Raw genomic sequence first — 20,444 nt, 5'->3', positions numbered from 1 at the left:
AGAAGGAGTATTCGTCATGACCAAGAGATTCGAAAACAAGACCATCATTGTCACCGGCGGCGCGTCGGGAATCGGCGAAGCCTGCGTCCACCTTCTGGCGCGGGAAGGGGCCAATGTCGTCGTTGCCGATCTCAATGAGGATCATGCGCAAAAGGTCGTGAAAGATGTCGAAAAGTCCGGCGGCAATGCCAAGGCCTTTGCGCTCGATGTCGGCGATTCGAAAGCGGTAGAAGCAATGGTGCAGTTTGCTGTCGATAGCTATGGCGGGCTTTACGGCGCGATCAACAATGCCGGCATCGGCGGACCGTCCGCCCCGATCGGCGACTACGACATCGAGGCCTGGCACAAGGTTCTGGCCGTGGACCTGCATGCAGTGTTCTATTGCATGAAGTATGAGCTTGCCGCGATCGAGGCCTCGGGCGGCGGCGCGATCGTCAACATGTCGTCAATTCTCGGGACGAATGGCTTGCCGACTGCACCGGCCTATGTCGCGTCGAAGCATGCGGTGGTGGGTATGACGAAGTCTGCGGCGCTCGAATATTCCAAGCGTGGCATCCGCATCAATGCGGTCGGCCCCGGCTTCATCCGCACGCCGCTCCTTGATGCGAACATGGAGCCCGATGCGATCGAGGCTCTGGTCGCCCTGCATCCCATCGGTCGGCTCGGCACGTCTGAAGAGGTCGCGGCGCTGACGGCATTCCTGCTGTCGGAAGAGGCGTCCTTCATCACCGGCAGCTATCACCTGGTTGATGGCGGCTACGCCGCGCAGTAACGGATGGCCGGCCTCGCCGACTGGCTTTGACAGCCTGCATTCGTCCCCGGAACCGGAATGCGTCCGGTTTCGATCTCGGTCTGAAAGGGAAAACTGAGGACGGAGGCGCCGCGAGGGCTTTCAATCCGTGCATTCTTCAAAAACACTCTTGCAAAGCGCGCGTCATCCCCGTAAATGGGCGCCATGCCTGATGCCGGTGCGCGGAATACCGCCTGTCGCCGGCGATGGGTAAAGGGGTATAGCTCAGTTGGTAGAGCGGCGGTCTCCAAAACCGCAGGTCGGGGGTTCGAGCCCCTCTGCCCCTGCCAGTTCAGCGGATCGGCGGCGCAAATCGGTCGCCGGTAGGCAGGATACGAAACAAAAGTACGTTTTTCTCTTGTGTCAACGAAAAACAGTGCTATGTAGTGAAAAACAGACTCGCGGTGCGTGGAGCTGGATCTTCCGCTTTACGTGCCGTAAAGGCGTGGGCAGTTTATGGCATCTAAAACCAATCCATTCACGTTTCTGCAGCAAGTGCGCGCTGAGACGGCCAAGGTAGTTTGGCCATCGCGGCGCGAAACTGTCATTTCGACGCTGATGGTCATCGTCATGGTGGTGATCGCGTCGTTCTTCTTTTTTGCTGCAGACCAGTTGATGAGCTTGTTGATGAATTTCATCCTCAACCTCGGCGCCTGATCGAGAGGGGTGAAGCAAGATGGCAATGCGTTGGTATATCGTTCACGCCTATTCCAACTTCGAAAAGAAGGTGGCTGAAGCGATCGAGGAAAAGGCCCGACAGAAGGGTCTCGACCAGTATTTCGACCGCATTCTCGTTCCGACCGAAAAGGTTGTCGAGGTGCGTCGCGGCCGCAAGGTCGATTCGGAGCGCAAGTTCTTCCCCGGCTATGTTCTGGTCAGGGCTGAGCTGAATGATGAGGTGTTCCACCTGATCAAGAATACGCCCCGGGTTACCGGTTTTCTGGGAAGTGATCAGAAGCCTGTTCCGATTCCGGATTCGGAAGCCGAGCATATCCTCGGTCAGGTTCAGGAAGGCGTCGAGCGTCCGAAGGCCACCGTGTCCTTCGAGATCGGCGAAAATGTCCGGGTGTCCGACGGTCCGTTCGCATCGTTCAACGGTGTGGTTCAGGACGTCGATGAAGAGCGCGCCCGCCTGAAGGTCGAAGTTTCGATCTTCGGTCGCGCAACCCCGGTCGAGCTGGAATACGCTCAGGTCGAAAAAGTTTAAAGATTTGCCCTTCGGGGCATTTTCGCGTGGGAGAACGGGCGCTCAAGCCTGCGCTCAGAAAGTTCGCACCACGCAACCGCAGCCGCCGGCATTGCCGGCATGATGGATCGGTCATCCGGTCCGAATTTGGAAAGGCAGAGAAATGGCTAAGAAAGTTGCAGGCCAGCTCAAGCTGCAGGTCCCGGCAGGTTCGGCAAATCCGTCCCCGCCGATCGGTCCCGCACTTGGTCAGCGTGGCATTAACATCATGGAATTCTGCAAGGCGTTCAACGCGGCTTCGCAGGAAATGGAAAAGGGTATGCCGATCCCGGTGATCATTACCTATTTCCAGGACAAGTCCTTCACCTTCGTGATGAAACAGCCGCCGGTCTCCTACTTCCTCAAGAAGGAAGCGAAGATCAAGTCCGGTTCGAAGACCCCGGGCAAGGCATCGGCTGGTTCGATCAGCGCTGAACAGGTTCGCAAGATTGCGGAAGCCAAGATGAGCGATCTGAACGCCGCCGATATCGAAGGCGCAATGCGCATGGTCGAGGGCTCTGCCCGCGCCATGGGCCTCGAAGTGACGGGTTGATTGCCATGACCAAGATTGCAAAGCGTATTCAGAAGACCCGCGAAGGCGTCGACGTCAACAAGCTGTACGGCCTGTCCGAAGCGGTCAAGATGGTCAAGGAACGCGCCACGGCGAAGTTCGACGAAACCATCGAAGTTGCGATGAACCTCGGCGTTGATCCGCGTCATGCAGACCAGATGGTCCGCGGCGTCGTCAACCTGCCGAACGGCACTGGCCGTACCGTCCGCGTTGCTGTTTTCGCCCGTGGCGCCAAGGCTGATGAAGCCAAGGAAGCCGGCGCGGACATCGTTGGCGCGGAAGACCTGGTCGAGACCGTCCAGTCCGGCAAGATCGATTTCGATCGCTGCATTGCCACGCCGGACATGATGCCGCTCGTCGGCCGTCTCGGCAAGGTTCTCGGCCCGCGCGGCATGATGCCGAACCCGAAAGTCGGAACCGTCACGATGGACGTCAAGGCAGCTGTTGAAGCTTCCAAGGGCGGCGCCGTCGAGTTCCGCGTCGAGAAGGCCGGTATCGTTCACGCCGGCATCGGCAAGGCTTCGTTCGAAGCTTCGGCTCTGGAAGAAAACATCCGTGCTTTCGCCGACGCCGTCGTCAAGGCAAAGCCGGCCGGCGCCAAGGGCAACTACGTCAAGCGCGTTGCGCTGTCCTCGACGATGGGCCCGGGCGTCAAGATCGACTTCTCGTCGGTCAACGCTTAAGTTCTAGAATTTCCGGAAGTCGCTTCCGGCAAATGTTTTCCGGGCCCCAGGGCCCGGGAAAATCCGGGGTAAAACCCGGTTTCCTGTCCGAGATTGCAGGTGGGCAACCTTAATCATTTTGCCTGCATGAGACGGGTGAGACCAATTTTTCCGTGGGTGTCGATCACCCCTTGCGGACTGATTTGGTTCGAACCTGGTGTGCCTAGGCGCTTGAGAAATCGCGCGCCGATGGGGGCAGGATCCTCGAGCGTCGCTTGGGATCTTGGAAATCAAGACCCATGCGGCAAAGGCAAACCGGCAGATCCGGAAATGGATCTGTCAACTGGAGATAGGCAGTGGAAAGAGCGGAAAAACGCGAATTCGTCACGGAACTGAACGAAGTCTTCAAGGCTTCGGGCTCGGTTGTCGTGGCCCACTATGCCGGTGTCACCGTTGCGCAGATGAACGCATTCCGTTCAAAGATGCGTGAAGCGGGCGGCACTGTCAAAGTCGCGAAGAACCGCCTGGCCAAGATTGCCCTTCAGGGTACGGAGTCCGAGGGAATGGCTGACCTGTTCAAGGGTCAGACGCTCATCGCTTATTGCGATGACCCGGTGACGGCTCCGAAGGTCTGCATGGATTTCGCCAAGGGCAACGACAAGCTCGTTGTCATCGGCGGCGCCATGGGGGCAACCGTGCTCGACGCCGATGGTGTGAAGTCGCTTGCGACCATGCCTTCGCTGGACGAGCTGCGTGCGAAGCTTGTGGGTATGATTCAGACCCCGGCGACCCGAATCGCAACGATTGCTTCTGCACCCGCAAGCCAGCTTGCGCGCGTGCTCAACGCCTATGCCACGAAGGACGAGGCCGCTTGAGCGGTTTTTCGCTGTTTATAAAAATTTCGAACCAGTTCGAACCAAACACTGAAGGAAGATGAACATGGCTGATCTCGCCAAAATCGTAGAAGAACTCTCTGAGCTGACGGTTCTCGAAGCCGCTGAGCTTTCCAAGATGCTCGAAGAAAAGTGGGGCGTTTCCGCCGCTGCACCCGTAGCCGTTGCTGCTGCCGGTGGCGCTGGCGTCGCTGCTGAAGCCGTTGAAGAAAAGACCGAATTCGACGTCATCCTCGCTGATGCCGGCGGCAACAAGATCGGCGTCATCAAGGAAGTCCGCGCGATCACCGGTCTCGGCCTCAAGGAAGCCAAGGACCTCGTCGAAGGCGCTCCGAAGCCGGTCAAGGAAGCCGTTTCCAAGGCTGAAGCTGAAGAACTCAAGGGCAAGCTGGAAGCAGCTGGCGCCAAGGTTGAGCTCAAGTAAGCTTTGCTTTTCAGTTTCGCGGGCGGGTTCTTCCTGCCCGCGAGACGACAACTGATCTGAAGCCATTACCCAAAGTCCCCTTCGGGCCTTTGGGTAATGGGTTCTCAAGAAGACCCTTAAATGATGACGGAGCCAATTGGCCATCGGTGACCGTCTGTTGCAGGCCCGGATGCAGATTGACAAGGAGCTACCTGAATGGCTCAGACCCTTTCCTTCAATGGTCGCAGGCGCGTACGCAAGTTCTTCGGTAAGATCCCGGAAGTCGCGGAGATGCCGAACCTGATCGAGGTTCAGAAGGCCTCATACGATCAGTTCCTCATGGTTGACGAGCCCAAGGGCGGACGTCCCGATGAGGGGCTGCAGGCGGTGTTCAAATCCGTCTTCCCGATGACCGACTTTTCCGGCGCCTCGATGCTCGAATTCGTGTCCTACGAATTCGAACAGCCGAAGTTCGACGTCGAGGAATGCCGCCAGCGCGACCTCACCTATGCAGCGCCGCTGAAGGTGAAACTGCGCCTGATCGTGTTCGATATCGACGAAGATACCGGCGCCAAGTCGATCAAGGACATCAAGGAACAGTCCGTCTACATGGGCGACATGCCGCTGATGACCAACAACGCGACCTTCGTCGTGAATGGCACCGAGCGCGTCATCGTTTCGCAGATGCACCGTTCGCCGGGCGTGTTCTTCGACCATGACAAGGGCAAGAGCCACTCTTCCGGCAAGCTGCTCTTTGCTGCCCGCGTGATCCCCTACCGCGGTTCCTGGCTCGACATCGAGTTCGACGCCAAGGATATCGTCCATGCCCGTATCGACCGCCGCCGCAAGATCCCGGCGACGTCGCTGCTGATGGCCCTTGGCATGGATACCGAGGAAATCCTCGAAACCTTCTACGACAAGGCGACCTATGAACGCGATGGCGATGGCTGGAAGGTTCCCTTCTCGCCGGAGCGCCTGCGCGGCCAGAAGGTTGTTTCCAACCTGATCGACGCCGATAGCGGCGAAGTCGTGGTCGAGGCCGGCAAGAAGCTGACCCCGCGCATGCTGAAGAAGCTGTCTGAAGGCGGCGTCAAGGCACTGAAGGTAACCGACGAAGAGCTTTACGGCACCTTCCTCGCCGAAGACATCGTCAACATGGAAACCGGCGAGATCTATCTCGAGGCCGGCGAAGAGATCGACGAGAAGAACCTCGCCGGCATCAACGATCAGGGTATCGATGAGCTTGCGATCCTCAACATCGACCACGTCAATGTTGGCGCCTATATCCGCAACACGCTTGTTGCAGACAAGAATGAGAACCGTCAGGACGCCCTGTTCGATATCTACCGCGTCATGCGTCCGGGTGAGCCGCCGACCATGGATTCGGCCGAAGCCATGTTCAACTCGCTGTTCTTCGACAGCGAGCGCTATGATCTGTCGGCTGTTGGCCGCGTGAAGATGAACATGCGTCTCGATCTCGACGCCGAAGACACCGTCCGCGTTCTGCGCAAGGAAGACATCCTGGCCGTCGTCAAGACGCTGGTGGACCTGCGCGACGGCAAGGGCGAGATCGACGACATCGACAACCTCGGTAACCGCCGTGTTCGTTCGGTCGGCGAGCTGATGGAAAACCAGTATCGTCTGGGTCTCCTGCGCATGGAGCGCGCGATCAAGGAACGTATGTCCTCGATCGAGATCGACACCGTGATGCCGCAGGACCTGATCAACGCCAAGCCGGCGGCTGCCGCCGTGCGCGAGTTCTTCGGCTCCTCGCAGCTGTCGCAGTTCATGGACCAGATCAACCCGCTGTCGGAAATCACCCACAAGCGCCGTCTTTCGGCTCTTGGCCCGGGCGGTCTGACGCGCGAACGCGCGGGCTTCGAAGTCCGCGACGTGCATCCGACCCATTATGGCCGTATCTGCCCGATCGAGACGCCGGAAGGCCCGAACATCGGTCTGATCAACTCGCTCGCAACCTTTGCCCGCGTCAACAAGTACGGCTTCATCGAAAGCCCGTACCGCAAGATCTCCGAGGACGGCAAGCTCACCGACGAGGTGATCTATCTGTCGGCGATGGAAGAGGCGAAGTACTACATCGCCCAGGCCAATTCGGTGATGAACGATGACGGTACCTTCGTCGAAGAGTTCGTCGTCTGCCGTCATGCCGGCGAAGTGATGCTGGCACCGCGTGAAAACATCAACCTGATGGACGTTTCGCCGAAGCAGCTCGTTTCGGTCGCAGCCGCCCTCATTCCGTTCCTGGAAAACGACGACGCCAACCGCGCTCTCATGGGCTCGAACATGCAGCGTCAGGCCGTGCCGCTTCTGCGCGCCGAAGCCCCGTTCGTCGGAACCGGCATGGAGCCGATCGTTGCCCGTGACAGTGGCGCTGCGATTGCCGCCAAGCGCGGTGGCGTGGTCGACCAGGTCGACGCGACCCGTATCGTTATCCGCGCCACGGAAGACCTCGATGCCTCCAAGTCCGGCGTCGATATCTACCGTCTGATGAAGTTCCAGCGTTCGAACCAGAACACCTGCGTCAACCAGCGTCCGCTGGTCCGCGTCGGCGACGTTCTGAACAAGGGCGACATCATTGCCGACGGTCCGTCGACCGACCTTGGCGACCTGGCGCTCGGCCGCAACGCGCTCGTCGCGTTCATGCCGTGGAACGGCTACAACTACGAGGACTCGATCCTGCTTTCCGAGCGGATCGTTTCGGATGACGTCTTCACCTCGATCCATCTGGAAGAATTCGAGGTCATGGCCCGCGACACCAAGCTCGGTCCGGAAGAAATCACCCGCGACATTCCGAACGTATCGGAAGAAGCGCTGAAGAACCTCGATGAAGCCGGCATCGTCTATATCGGTGCGGAAGTGCATCCGGGCGACATTCTCGTCGGCAAGATCACGCCGAAGGGCGAAAGCCCGATGACGCCGGAAGAAAAGCTTCTGCGCGCAATCTTCGGCGAGAAGGCTTCGGACGTTCGCGATACCTCGATGCGCATGCCGCCCGGCACCTTCGGTACCGTCGTGGAAGTCCGCGTCTTCAACCGCCACGGCGTTGAAAAGGACGAGCGCGCGATGGCGATCGAGCGCGAGGAAATCGAACGCCTCGCAAAGGACCGCGATGACGAACAGGCGATCCTCGATCGCAACGTCTACTCGCGTCTTTCCGACATGCTGCGCGGCCAGACGTCGATCGCCGGCCCGAAGGGCTTCAAGAAGGGCGTCGTGCTCTCCGACGAAGTGATCTCGGCCTATCCGCGTTCGCAGTGGTGGATGTTTGCCGTTGAAAGCGAAGAGGTTCAGGCTGAGCTTGAAGCGCTTCGCGGCCAGTATGACGAATCCAAGAACCGCCTTGAGCAGCGCTTCATGGACAAGGTCGAAAAGGTCCAGCGCGGCGATGAAATGCCTCCGGGCGTGATGAAGATGGTCAAGGTCTTCGTGGCTGTGAAGCGCAAGATCCAGCCCGGCGACAAGATGGCCGGCCGCCACGGCAACAAGGGTGTGGTCTCCCGCATCCTGCCCGCCGAAGACATGCCGTTCCTCGAAGACGGAACCCATGTCGACGTCGTGCTGAACCCGCTTGGCGTTCCGAGCCGCATGAATGTCGGCCAGATTCTGGAAACGCATCTGGCCTGGGGTTGTGCCGGCATGGGCAAGCGCATCGGCGAGATGCTCGAAGCCTACAAGGAAACCAACGACATCGGCCCGCTGAAGGAAACGCTGACCGAGGTCTATGCTTCCGAGGCCCGCAACGAGGTCGAGTACTTCGATGACGATGGTCTGGTGCGTCTCGCCGAAGAGGCAAAGCGCGGCGTTTCGATCGCCACGCCGGTCTTCGACGGTGCCCATGAGGGCGACGTGTCCGAGATGCTGGAGCGCGCAGGCTTTGATCCGTCGGGTCAGTCGGTCCTCTATGACGGCCGTACCGGCGAGCAGTTCGACCGCAAGGTCACGGTCGGCTACATGTACATGATCAAGCTCAACCACCTGGTTGACGACAAGATCCATGCACGCTCGATCGGTCCGTACTCGCTCGTGACCCAGCAGCCGCTGGGTGGCAAGGCGCAGTTCGGCGGCCAGCGCTTCGGCGAAATGGAGGTCTGGGCGCTCGAGGCTTACGGCGCCGCCTACACGCTGCAGGAAATGCTGACCGTGAAGTCGGATGACGTTGCCGGCCGTACCAAGGTCTATGAAGCCATCGTCCGTGGCGATGATACGTTTGAGGCCGGTATTCCGGAGAGTTTCAACGTTCTCGTCAAGGAAATGCGCTCGCTCGGCCTTTCGGTGGAGCTCGAAAACTCCGCCGAGGAGCCGCAGGGCGAAGCCGAGCTTCCCGACGCTGCGGAATAGGATTGAAAGCCGACGCGCCTGCCGGATGGTGGGCGCGTCGCCGATGCTCGAGGCCTGCAGTCAGGCCGGGAGTGTCAGTTTCGCCGCATTTTGCGGCCATTACCGTTTTTCAGGGCAGTTCGTCCGTTCCCGGGGTTTGACCGGATCGACTGCCAACAAGGGCGATGCCGCCCAGTCAAGGAGACAGGCATGAACCAAGAGGTCATGAATCTTTTCAATCCGCAGGCGCCGGCGCAGGTCTTCGATTCGATCCGGATCTCGATCGCCAGCCCGGAGAAGATCCTTTCCTGGTCTTATGGCGAAATCAAGAAGCCGGAAACCATCAACTACCGCACCTTCAAGCCGGAGCGCGACGGCCTTTTCTGCTCGCGCATCTTCGGCCCGATGAAGGATTACGAGTGCCTGTGCGGCAAGTACAAGCGCATGAAATACAAGGGTATTATCTGCGAAAAGTGCGGCGTGGAAGTCACGCTGTCGCGCGTTCGCCGTGAGCGCATGGGCCATATCGAGCTCGCCGCCCCCGTTGCCCATATCTGGTTCCTGAAGTCGCTGCCGAGCCGCATTTCCACGCTGCTCGACATGACGCTGAAGGATGTAGAGCGCGTGCTCTACTTCGAAAACTACATCGTCACCGAACCCGGCCTCACCGACCTGAAGGAGAACCAGCTCCTTTCGGAAGAAGAATACATGATGGCCATCGACGAGTTCGGTGAGGACCAGTTCACCGCCAATATCGGCGCTGAAGCGATCTACGAGATGCTTGCCAGCATGGATCTCGAGAAGATCGCCGGCGACCTGCGCGCGGAACTGGCCGACACCACGTCGGACCTGAAGCAGAAGAAGCTGATGAAGCGTCTCAAGATCGTTGAGAACTTCCTCGATTCCGGCAACCGTCCGGAATGGATGATCATGAAGGTCGTTCCGGTGATCCCGCCGGATCTGCGCCCGCTCGTGCCGCTCGACGGCGGCCGGTTCGCGACCTCGGACCTCAACGACCTCTATCGCCGCGTCATCAACCGGAACAACCGTCTGAAGCGGCTGATCGAGCTGCGCGCACCGGGCATCATCATCCGCAACGAAAAGCGGATGCTGCAGGAATCGGTCGATGCGCTGTTTGACAACGGCCGTCGCGGCCGGGTCATCACCGGCGCCAACAAGCGTCCGCTGAAGTCGATCTCCGACATGCTCAAGGGCAAGCAGGGCCGGTTCCGTCAGAACCTGCTCGGCAAGCGCGTCGACTATTCCGGCCGTTCGGTCATCGTGACCGGTCCGGAACTGAAGCTGCATCAGTGCGGCCTGCCGAAGAAGATGGCGCTCGAACTGTTCAAGCCGTTCATCTACGCCCGTCTCGACGCCAAGGGTTACTCCTCGACCGTCAAGCAGGCGAAGAAGCTGGTTGAGAAGGAACGTCCGGAAGTCTGGGATATCCTCGACGAGGTTATCCGCGAGCATCCGGTTCTCCTGAACCGTGCTCCGACGCTGCACCGTCTTGGAATCCAGGCGTTTGAACCGATCCTCGTCGAAGGCAAGGCGATCCAGCTTCATCCGCTGGTCTGCACGGCCTTCAACGCCGACTTCGATGGCGACCAGATGGCCGTTCACATTCCGCTGTCGCTCGAAGCGCAGCTGGAAGCGCGCGTCCTGATGATGTCGACCAACAACATCCTGCACCCGGCCAATGGTCTGCCGATCATCGTGCCGTCGCAGGACATGGTGCTGGGCCTCTACTACCTGTCGATCATGAACGACAAGGAACCGGGCGAGGGCATGGTGTTTGCCGATATGGGCGAGCTGCATCATGCGCTGGAAAACAAGGTCGTCACGCTGCACTCCAAGATCAAGGGCCGGTTCAAGACCGTGGACGAGGACGGCAATGTCGTCTCCAAGATCCACGACACCACCCCTGGCCGCATGATCATCGGCGAACTGCTGCCGAAGAACGTCAACGTGCCGTTCGATACCTGCAATCAGGAAATGACCAAGAAGAACATCTCCAAGATGATCGACACGGTCTACCGCCATTGCGGCCAGAAGGACACGGTGATCTTCTGCGACCGGATCATGCAGCTCGGCTTCAGCCACGCCTGCAAGGCCGGCATTTCGTTCGGCAAGGACGACATGGTCATTCCGGATGCCAAGCACACGATCGTCGCCGAGACCGAAGCGCTGGTGAAGGAATACGAGCAGCAGTACAATGACGGCCTGATCACTCAGGGCGAAAAGTACAACAAGGTCGTCGACGCCTGGGGCAAGGCCACCGAGAAGGTGACCGAAGAGATGATGGCCCGCATTCGCGCGGTCGAATTCGATCCGGAAACCGGCCGCCAGAAGCAGATGAACTCGATCTATATGATGAGCCATTCAGGCGCGCGTGGTTCGGTGAACCAGATGCGTCAGTTGGGCGGCATGCGCGGCCTGATGGCCAAGCCCTCGGGCGAGATCATCGAGACGCCGATCATCTCGAACTTCAAGGAAGGCCTGACCGTGAACGAGTACTTCAACTCGTCGCACGGCGCCCGTAAGGGTCTGGCCGATACCGCCCTGAAGACCGCGAACTCGGGTTATCTGACCCGCCGTCTGGTCGACGTTGCGCAGGATTGCATCGTCAACACAGCCGATTGCGGCACCGACAAGGGCCTGACCATGACCGCCATCGTCGATGCCGGTCAGGTCGTGGCATCGATCGGCCAGCGCGTTCTCGGCCGTGCCGCACTTGTTGACATCGAAGATCCGACCACAGGCGAGCTGATCGTAGAGGGCGGTCGTCAGATCAACGAGGCCGACGTCATCAAGATCGAGGCTGCGGGCATCCAGTCGGTGCAGATTCGCTCGGCTCTGACCTGCGAAGTCCAGACGGGCGTTTGCCAGGTCTGCTATGGTCGCGACCTCGCCCGTGGTACGCCGGTCAACCTCGGCGAGGCTGTCGGCGTTATCGCTGCCCAGTCGATCGGCGAGCCCGGCACGCAGCTGACCATGCGTACCTTCCATCTTGGCGGTACGGCGAACGTGGTTGACCAGTCGTTCCTGGAATCCTCCTATGAGGGCACTGTGCGCATCAAGAACCGTAATGTTCTGCGCAATTCCGATGGCGTTCTGGTGGCTATGGGCCGCAACATGGCGGTTCAGATTCTCGACCAGCGCGGCCAGGAACGGTCTTCGCAGAAGGTTGCCTACGGTTCGAAGCTGTTCATCGACGATGGCGATACCGTCAAGCGCGGTCAGCGTCTCGCCGAGTGGGACCCCTATACCCGCCCGATGATGACGGAAATCGCCGGTACGGTTGATTTCGAGGATCTTGTCGAAGGTCTCTCGGTTACCGAAACAACGGATGAAGCAACCGGCTTCACCAAGCGTTCGGTTATCGACTGGCGCTCGACGCCCCGCGGCTCCGATCTGAAGCCATCCATCGTCATCAAGGGCGAAGATGGTGAAATCCTGAAGCTGCCGCGTGGCACCGAAGCCCGTCTGCCGCTGTCCGTCGACGCGATCCTCTCGGTCGAGCCGGGCCAGAAGGTCAGCCAGGGTGACGTGCTTGCACGTTCGCCGCTGGAAAGCGCCAAGACCAAGGACATTACCGGTGGTCTGCCGCGCGTTGCGGAACTGTTCGAAGCCCGCCGTCCGAAGGACCATGCCGTGATCGCCGAGATCGACGGTACGATCCGCTTCGGCCGCGACTACAAGAACAAGCGCCGCATCCAGATCGAGCCTGCGGAAGACGGTGTCGAACCGGTGGAATACCTCATTCCGAAGTCGAAGCCGTTCCATCTTCAGGACGGCGACTACATCGAAAAGGGCGACTACATCCTCGACGGCAATCCTGCTCCCCACGACATCCTTGCGATCAAGGGCGTCGAGGCGCTGGCCTCCTACCTCGTCAACGAGATCCAGGAAGTCTATCGTCTGCAGGGCGTTGTCATCAACGACAAGCACATCGAGGTGATCGTTCGCCAGATGCTGCAGAAGATCGAGATCACCTCTTCGGGCGACAGCGGCTATATCTCCGGCGATATTGTCGAGGCGATTGCCTTCGACAATCTCAATGAGGAGCTGGTTGCACAGGGCAAGCGTCCTGCCGAAGGCGAGCCGGTTCTGCTCGGCATCACCAAGGCTTCGCTGCAGACGCCGTCGTTCTTCTCGGCCGCTTCGTTCCAGGAGACCACCAAGGTCCTTACGGAAGCTGCGATTGCCGGCAAGGTCGATACGCTGCAGGGTCTGAAGGAAAACATCATCGTCGGCCGTCTGATCCCGGCCGGTACGGGTCGCGCCATGTCCCAGGTACGCCGCATTGCGTCGACCCGCGACGACCTCATCATCGACGCCCGCCGCAAGGCTTCCGGCGCCGACGATGCGACGCCGATGCTGTCCTCGATGAACCAGGAGCCGCAGCCGGGCGAATAACCCCACGTTGCTGAACTATCTGAAGGCCCGGTGCGCGCGCACCGGGCCTTTTTTCGTCTTCGCTTGATCGTACGGCTGGCCCATTTTTGGTACTGATGAAATTCGGCTTTGAGAATGCGTCCCTCCGGGCCTAACATTTTGACCGCCGCGCTCCCCGCTTTGAAAAGATGAACAGGGGATGCGGGGCAGCGCTGAATGGAGGGACAAAACATGAGCGTGAACTTGAAGAAACTGGGCCTTGGCGGACGTGTCGCAGCTTGCGCGATCGCGGCATCGATGATGTTTGCGTCAGTGGCCGAGGCATGCACCGGCATTACGATGGTGGCGAAGGATGGCACTGTTGTTCGCGGACGCACCATGGAATTCGGCATCGACATCAAGTCGAACGTCATCGTTGTACCGCGCAATTTCGATCGCGTCGGCACGGCGCCGGATGGGGCGAGCGGCAAGAGCTGGAAGACGAAATATGCAAGCGTGGGCGCCAATGCGCTCGACCTGCCAGTCATCATCGATGGCCTTAATGAAAAGGGGCTTTCCGCCGGCATCTTCTATTTCATGGATTATGCGGACTACCAGCCGTATACCGATGCTGACGCAGCGAACACGATTGCGCCCTGGGAAGTGGTTTCCTACATTCTCGACAATTTCGCGACCGTCGAGGAAGCGCGCGCAGGGATCGAGGACGTCGTTGTCCCAGCCGTTGTGTTCAAGCAGTGGAACATGGTCATGCCGGTCCATTACGTCGTGACCGATCCGAGCGGCGCCACGCTGGTGATCGAATATGTCGATGGCAAGCTGACGCTCCACGACAATCCGATCGGCACGGTTACCAACCAGCCCGCATTCGACTGGCACCTGACCAATCTCAACAACTACATCAACCTCGATCTCTGGAATGTCGAACCGAAGACGATCGGCAAGCTGAAGGTACCCGGTCTCGGCGAGGGCACCGGGCTTCTGGGTCTGCCGGGCGACTTCACGCCGCCATCGCGCTTCGTGCGCGCCGCGATCTATTCCAATGGCGAGTTCGACAGTACCGACGGGCCTGATGCCACGTTCGAGCTGTTCCACATCCTCAACAATTTCGACATTCCCCGCGGCGTTGTCAGGACCGGCAGGGAAAAGGATGACCACGGCAATATCATCGCCGACTATACCCAGTGGACGAGCGGCAACGACACCAAGTCGAAGACCTTCTACATCCGCACATATGACGATTCCGCCATCCGCAAGATCTCTCTGGACGACCAGGACCTCGACGCGAAGGCGGTCAAGACCTTCATGCTGGATAGCGAGCAGGAATATTTCCCGCTCGGCGATGCACAGTAAGGTCCATTCGCACTGAACCGGTTGAGCCGGCTCCCAGGGGGCCGGCTCTTCTTAATATTGACGCCAGTCGGGTCTATTCGCCATCGCCGAGCTTGACGATCGCGACCTCGCCCTCAAGGGCGGTCTGATAGGCCGATGCGTGCGGCTCTTCGTCGGGAATCTCGGTGATCATCCCGATCTGGTCAAGGTCGGCTTCCGCATAGCCCTCATTCGCGAGCGCATTGAGCGTGTTGCGCACGGCGGTGTCCTCATCGGGGGCGGCGATCAGCACGTGAACTTCGGTGTCTCCGTTCCACTCGTGATAGACCTTGCCGGTGATGATGAAGACCATGCGCTCGCCGTCGCTGGTGTAGCCGGGTATGGCAATCATGATGCTCTCCTGTCGCGTCCTTTGCCCCTTGTTTCATATCGCGCCGCCGATTGAAAGCGCCACTGTCGCGGGTTGACCCGGGCCCACGTCCGCATTATCTGACGGGCAATCGCAAATCTGATCGGAATGGCAGGACGATGAATTCTCACCGCACAGCAAAAACCACCTGTTTTGCTCCACGGGAGACATCTGCTCATGCCTATCACGCTTTCCGCTCTGACCTTCATCACGCCTGACGGCCAGCTTCTCTTCGACAATCTGAGTGCGGTCTTCGGACCCGAACGCACCGGTCTCGTCGGTCGCAACGGCGCCGGCAAATCGACCCTTCTGCGGCTGATAGCAGGCAAGCTGCGACCGACCTCCGGCAGCATCCACGTATCCGGCAGGCTTGGCATCTTCGACCAGGTGGTGCGCCCAGCGCCGGGCGAGACGATCGCCGGGTTGTTCGGCATCGAGGCAATGCTTGCTGCGATCGCGCGGGCGGAGCAGGGGCTTGCCAACGCCGAGGACCTTGCCGAGATCGACTGGGCGGTGGAGGAGCGGGCCCTGAGGGCGCTGGCCGCGACCGGGCTTTCGGCCGGGCTCGATACCCCGCTTGAACGCCTTTCCGGCGGAGAGACGACGCGGGCGCGGCTCGCCCGGCTGATCTTCGATGCGCCCGGTTTCATCCTCCTCGACGAGCCGTCCAATAATCTCGACAGGGAGGGCAGGGCGGCGCTCGGGCAATTCCTCGCAAGCTGGCGCGGCGGCGCTCTTGTCGTCAGCCATGACAGGACGCTGCTCGAGGGGATGGATGCGATTGCGGCGCTCTCCGGTCGGGGTCTCAGGCGCTATGGCGGCAATTACAGCTTCTACGAGGCGGAGCGCCGGGCCGAGCAGGGCGTTCTGGCGCACGATCTGCAGCATGCCGAGAAGGTGGCCAGCGAGGCTCGCCAGGACGCGCGCAGGCGCGCTGAACGCCAGGCGCGCCATGATGCCTCCGGCCGGAGGTTGCGCGACAGCGGCAGCCTCTCGAAGATGAAGCTCGACAGCATGAAGGAGCACGCCGAAGCCTCGGATGGCCGCAATCAGCAACTCTCGGACCGGCAGGCAAGAGCGGCTTCTGAGGCGCTTGATGCGGTCAGGAAGAGGGTGGAGATCGAAATGCCATTCTCGGTGCAGCTGTCGCCCTCAGGGTTGCAGCGGCAACGCCGGGTGGCAAGGGCCGATGCGCTCTCGGCGGGATATCCCCCGGCGCCGCTTCTGTTTTCAGACCTCTCGTTCGAGATCGTCGGTCCGGAGCGGACCGCGGTTGATGGACAGAACGGCGCGGGAAAATCGACCTTGATTGCCATATTGACGGGCAGGCACGAAGCGGTTTCCGGCTCGGCCGAGATCTATGTTTCATGGGCGCTGTTTGATCAGGCGTTGTCGCTTCTCGATCCGCAAGCGAGCGTCCGCGACAATTTTCGGCGGCTGAACCCGGCCGAGGACGAAAACGGCGCGCGGGCGGCACTCGCCCGGTTCCGCTTCCGCGCCGACGAGGCCTTGCGCAGGGTCGCCGACCTGAGCGGCGGCGAGCGTTTGCGTGCCGGCCTCGCAGTGGCGATCGGCGGCAAGAGCCCGGTCGAACTGCTGATCCTCGACGAGCCGACCAACCATCTCGATCTCGAGAGCCTTCAGGCGCTGGAACAGGGATTGAATGCCTATGACGGCGCGCTGCTCGTCGTCAGCCATGATGGGTCCTTCCTCGAAAGAATCGGGATCACAAGGAGAATCGGGCTCGGCCGCAGGGGCGGAATCGCCTGAGTCATTTTATTGCGCGTCAGGCGTCCGTCCTTGCCAAAACTTGCCGGACGTCATGGAACCGCCGTAAAACCGGGGCCTTCCGGGCGTTTTGGTAAAGAAATTACCGCCATCAGGCTTGACGATGTCGGGTGAAGCGAGTATGTCGGCGCCAACGGAACCCATGTGAGGTCTGGCCGTTCGGGAAGCCAAATGTCCCGGAGTTCACCTCAGACTAGGTTCTCATACAGCACGTTGAAGATCAAAATGCTGCACGCATGACGCGGCAAAATGCCCGTGTCCTCTGCTTTAAGGTCCATCCGCCGGAAAGGCGGCTTGGGCCGTGCTTGTGCGCATATAGCGCTTGACGTGCTTCTTTTCGCCGGCGACGGTATAAAAAATGCCCCAGAAGGGCGATGAGACACGAACTCAAGGGATGGTTGAATGCCTACCGTAAACCAATTGATCCGCAAGCCGCGTCAGCCCCAGGTGAAGCGGAATAAGGTTCCCGCTCTGGAGCAGAACCCGCAGAAGCGCGGCGTTTGCACCCGCGTCTACACCACGACGCCGAAGAAGCCGAACTCGGCGCTTCGTAAGGTTGCCAAGATCCGTCTGACCAATGGCTTCGAAGTCATCGGCTACATTCCGGGTGAAGGCCACAACCTGCAGGAACACTCCGTCGTCATGATCCGTGGCGGCCGCGTAAAGGACTTGCCGGGCGTTCGCTACCACATCATCCGTGGTGTGCTCGATACCCAGGGCGTCAAGAATCGTAAGCAGCGTCGTTCGAAGTACGGTGCAAAGCGTCCGAAGTAATTCGGTTTTCATTTTTTTGGCGCTGCGCGAGGTTCTCCGCGTTCTAAGTGCCGCAACTGTTGAGAGACAAAAGACATGTCACGACGCCACAGTGCAGAAAAGCGCGAGATCAATCCGGACCCCAAGTTCGGCGATCTCGTTGTCACCAAGTTCATGAATGCCGTCATGCTGCACGGCAAGAAGTCGGTCGCAGAATCGATCGTCTACGGTGCGCTCGACGCCGTCGAAGGCAAGATGAAGCAGAACCCGGTTGAGGTTTTCCATCAGGCTCTCGACAACGTTGCTCCGCATGTCGAAGTTCGTTCCCGCCGCGTTGGTGGTGCGACCTACCAGGTTCCGGTCGATGTCCGTCCGGAGCGCCGTCAGGCGCTGGCGATCCGCTGGATGATCGCAGCTGCGCGCAAGCGCAACGAAACCACCATGATCGAGCGCCTGTCGGGCGAGCTCATGGATGCTGCGAACAACCGTGGTTCGGCCGTCAAGAAGCGTGAAGACACGCACAAGATGGCTGATGCCAACCGCGCATTCTCGCATTACCGCTGGTAATTAGAACACCGAGGAAGGCCTGCTATCATGGCTCGCGAATATAATATCGAAGACTACCGCAATTTCGGGATCATGGCGCATATCGACGCTGGCAAGACCACGACGACCGAGCGCATCCTGTTCTACACCGGTAAGTCGCACAAGATCGGCGAAGTGCACGACGGCGCTGCCACCATGGACTGGATGGAGCAGGAGCAGGAGCGTGGCATCACGATCACCTCTGCTGCCACCACGACCTTCTGGCAGGGGCGCGACGGCAAGAAGCGCCGCTTCAACATCATCGACACCCCCGGCCACGTTGACTTCACCATCGAAGTCGAGCGTTCGCTGCGCGTTCTCGACGGTGCTGTCGCCCTTCTCGACGCCAATGCCGGCGTTGAGCCGCAGACGGAAACCGTCTGGCGTCAGGCCGACAAGTACAACGTTCCGCGGATGATCTTCTGCAACAAGATGGACAAGATCGGCGCCGACTTCTATCGCTCGGTATCCATGGTCAAGTCCCGTCTCGGCGCGACCCCGGTTGTCATTCAGCTGCCTATCGGCGCTGAAAACGACTTTGCCGGCGTGATCGACCTGATCGAGATGAAGGCACTGGTCTGGGACGGCGAGCATCTCGGCGCCCAGTGGGAAGTCACCGACATCCCGGCCGACATGAAGGACAAGGCTGAAGAATACCGCGAGCTGATGATCGAAACGATCGTCGATATCGACGAGGAAGCCATGGAAGCTTACCTCGAAGGCAACATGCCCGATAACGACAAGATCCGCGAACTCATCCGCAAGGGTACGATCAACGTCGAGTTCTTCCCGATGCTCTGCGGTTCGGCCTTCAAGAACAAGGGCGTTCAGCCGCTTCTCGACGCTGTTGTGGACTTCCTGCCGTCGCCGGTCGAAATTCCCGCGATCAAGGGCATCGACGTCAAGACCGAAGCTGAGATCGCGCGTAAGGCAGACGATGCCGAGCCGCTCTCCATGCTCGCGTTCAAGATCATGAACGACCCCTTCGTCGGCTCGCTGACGTTCTGCCGCGTCTATTCCGGCACGATCGAAAAGGGTTCGGGCGTTCTGAACACGGTCAAGGAGAAGCGCGAGCGCGTCGGCCGCATGCTGCAGATGCACTCTAACTCGCGTTCGGACATCGACGTGGCTTATGCCGGCGACATCGTTGCGCTTGCTGGGCTCAAGGAAACCACCACCGGTGACACGCTCTGCGATCCGCTGAAGCCTGTTATCCTGGAGCGGATGGAATTCCCCGAGCCGGTTATCCGGATCGCGATCGAGCCGAAGACCAAGGCCGACCAGGAAAAGATGGGTCTCGCCCTCAACCGTCTGGCTGCCGAGGATCCGTCCTTCCGCGTTGCCACCGACGAAGAGTCCGGCCAGACCATCATCGCCGGCATGGGCGAGCTTCACCTCGACATCATCGTTGACCGCATGCGTCGCGAGTTCAAGGTTGAAGCCAATGTGGGCGCACCGCAGGTGGCTTACCGCGAAACGATCACGGCTCAGCACGAAGAAGACTACACCCACAAGAAGCAGTCGGGTGGTTCGGGTCAGTTCGCGCGCGTCAAGATCATTTTCGAACCCAATCCGGATGGCGAGGATTTCGTATTCGAATCCAAGATCGTCGGCGGTACTGTTCCGAAGGAATATATTCCTGGCGTTCAGAAGGGTATCGAAAGCGTTCTGTCCTCCGGTCCGCTGGCTGGCTTCCCGATGCTCGGCATCAAGGCCACGCTCGTTGACGGTGCATACCATGACGTCGACTCGTCGGTTCTCGCCTTCGAAATCGCCGCGCGCGCCTGCTTCCGTGAAGCAGCCCGCAAGGCCGGTGCTCAGCTTCTCGAGCCGATCATGAAGGTTGAAGTTGTGACGCCTGAGGACTACGTCGGCGATGTCATCGGCGACCTGAACTCGCGTCGCGGTCAGATCCAGGGCCAGGAGCCGCGCGGCAACGCGTCGGTCATCGAAGCCCAGGTTCCGCTGGCCAACATGTTCAAGTATGTCGATACGCTGCGCTCCATGTCGCAGGGCCGCGCCCAGTATTCGATGGTCTTTGACCACAATGCGCCGGTGCCTTCGAATGTCGCACAGGAAATTCAGGCTAAGTACTCCGGTCAGAAGTGACCGGGGCACACCCGTAACGAAAAAGATAGTGACCCCGTCGCGGGTTCGACAGGAATAGGAGCCTAAAATGGCAAAAGCAAAGTTTGAGCGGAGCAAACCGCACGTAAACATCGGCACGATCGGCCACGTTGACCATGGCAAGACGTCGCTGACGGCTGCGATCACGAAGTTCTTCGGCGAGTTCCGCGCCTACG

The 20,444-nt window shown here is 59.8% G+C and carries 16 protein-coding genes and 1 tRNA gene; 16 read left to right on the top strand and 1 reads right to left on the bottom strand.

Translation table 11 applies throughout. The features are described from left to right. The first annotated feature begins 16 nt into the window (after positions 1-16). The 11 genes from HPQ62_RS15535 (at position 17) to HPQ62_RS15485 (ending at position 14,627) form a co-directional block, all read left to right on the top strand. On the top strand, positions 17-772 hold the full coding sequence (locus HPQ62_RS15535; protein ID WP_174803494.1) for an SDR family NAD(P)-dependent oxidoreductase: 756 nt from the start codon (positions 17-19) through the stop codon (positions 770-772). Between the two features lie 232 nt (positions 773-1,004). Next, a tRNA-Trp gene (locus tag HPQ62_RS15530) sits at positions 1,005-1,080 on the top strand. Positions 1,081-1,246: 166 nt separating this feature from the next. Beyond that, entirely contained in the window at positions 1,247-1,447 is a 201-nt protein-coding gene (secE, locus tag HPQ62_RS15525) for a preprotein translocase subunit SecE (RefSeq protein ID WP_174803493.1), read from the top strand. 19 nt (positions 1,448-1,466) lie between these two features. Then, positions 1,467-1,997, top strand: coding sequence for a transcription termination/antitermination protein NusG (gene nusG, locus HPQ62_RS15520; protein ID WP_174803492.1), 531 nt, complete (start codon positions 1,467-1,469; stop codon positions 1,995-1,997). Between the two features lie 142 nt (positions 1,998-2,139). Next, entirely contained in the window at positions 2,140-2,568 is a 429-nt protein-coding gene (rplK, locus tag HPQ62_RS15515) for a 50S ribosomal protein L11 (protein WP_174803491.1), read from the top strand. 5 nt (positions 2,569-2,573) lie between these two features. Further along, the gene (gene rplA, locus HPQ62_RS15510) at positions 2,574-3,269 is read left to right on the top strand and encodes a 50S ribosomal protein L1 (protein WP_174803490.1); all 696 of its coding nucleotides are present in this window, start codon (positions 2,574-2,576) and stop codon (positions 3,267-3,269) included. A 335-nt stretch (positions 3,270-3,604) separates the two neighbouring features. Next, the gene (gene rplJ / locus HPQ62_RS15505) at positions 3,605-4,123 is read left to right on the top strand and encodes a 50S ribosomal protein L10 (protein ID WP_174803489.1); all 519 of its coding nucleotides are present in this window, start codon (positions 3,605-3,607) and stop codon (positions 4,121-4,123) included. A gap of 64 nt (positions 4,124-4,187) precedes the next feature. Next, positions 4,188-4,565, top strand: coding sequence for a 50S ribosomal protein L7/L12 (rplL, locus tag HPQ62_RS15500; protein WP_174803488.1), 378 nt, complete (start codon positions 4,188-4,190; stop codon positions 4,563-4,565). A 195-nt stretch (positions 4,566-4,760) separates the two neighbouring features. Then, complete coding sequence (gene rpoB / locus HPQ62_RS15495) at positions 4,761-8,900, top strand: DNA-directed RNA polymerase subunit beta (RefSeq protein ID WP_174803487.1); 4,140 nt, start codon at positions 4,761-4,763, stop codon at positions 8,898-8,900. Between the two features lie 189 nt (positions 8,901-9,089). Beyond that, entirely contained in the window at positions 9,090-13,298 is a 4,209-nt protein-coding gene (gene rpoC, locus HPQ62_RS15490; RefSeq protein ID WP_174803486.1) for a DNA-directed RNA polymerase subunit beta', read from the top strand. A gap of 210 nt (positions 13,299-13,508) precedes the next feature. Next, the gene (locus HPQ62_RS15485; protein ID WP_174803485.1) at positions 13,509-14,627 is read left to right on the top strand and encodes a linear amide C-N hydrolase; all 1,119 of its coding nucleotides are present in this window, start codon (positions 13,509-13,511) and stop codon (positions 14,625-14,627) included. A 73-nt stretch (positions 14,628-14,700) separates the two neighbouring features. Here HPQ62_RS15485 and HPQ62_RS15480 read toward each other — a convergent pair whose 3' ends face one another. Further along, positions 14,701-14,997 carry a transcriptional regulator gene (locus tag HPQ62_RS15480; protein WP_174803484.1) on the bottom strand — a complete coding sequence of 99 codons (297 nt, stop codon included), beginning with the start codon at positions 14,995-14,997 and terminating at the stop codon, positions 14,701-14,703. A 195-nt stretch (positions 14,998-15,192) separates the two neighbouring features. Here HPQ62_RS15480 and HPQ62_RS15475 point away from each other — a divergent pair, with 195 nt between their 5' ends. From HPQ62_RS15475 to HPQ62_RS15455, 5 genes are all read left to right on the top strand, one after another. Continuing rightward, positions 15,193-16,785 (top strand): ABC-F family ATP-binding cassette domain-containing protein, encoded by a 1,593-nt coding sequence (locus HPQ62_RS15475; protein ID WP_174803483.1) that lies wholly within the window; start codon positions 15,193-15,195, stop codon positions 16,783-16,785. 420 nt (positions 16,786-17,205) lie between these two features. Further along, positions 17,206-17,577 carry a 30S ribosomal protein S12 gene (gene rpsL / locus HPQ62_RS15470; protein WP_018065617.1) on the top strand — a complete coding sequence of 124 codons (372 nt, stop codon included), beginning with the start codon at positions 17,206-17,208 and terminating at the stop codon, positions 17,575-17,577. 75 nt (positions 17,578-17,652) lie between these two features. Continuing rightward, on the top strand, positions 17,653-18,123 hold the full coding sequence (rpsG, locus tag HPQ62_RS15465; protein WP_174803482.1) for a 30S ribosomal protein S7: 471 nt from the start codon (positions 17,653-17,655) through the stop codon (positions 18,121-18,123). Positions 18,124-18,150: 27 nt separating this feature from the next. Then, complete coding sequence (fusA, locus tag HPQ62_RS15460; protein WP_174803481.1) at positions 18,151-20,250, top strand: elongation factor G; 2,100 nt, start codon at positions 18,151-18,153, stop codon at positions 20,248-20,250. Between the two features lie 67 nt (positions 20,251-20,317). Continuing rightward, positions 20,318-20,444 (top strand): GTP-binding protein (locus HPQ62_RS15455; protein ID WP_244629740.1); only part of this gene is annotated, 127 nt, incomplete at its 3' end.

Source organism: Martelella limonii, from assembly GCF_013344475.1.
Classification (GTDB): Bacteria; Pseudomonadota; Alphaproteobacteria; order Rhizobiales; family Rhizobiaceae; genus Martelella; species Martelella limonii.
Note: the sequence above shows the minus strand (reverse complement) of the source record. Positions and strands in the feature narration are given on the sequence as shown.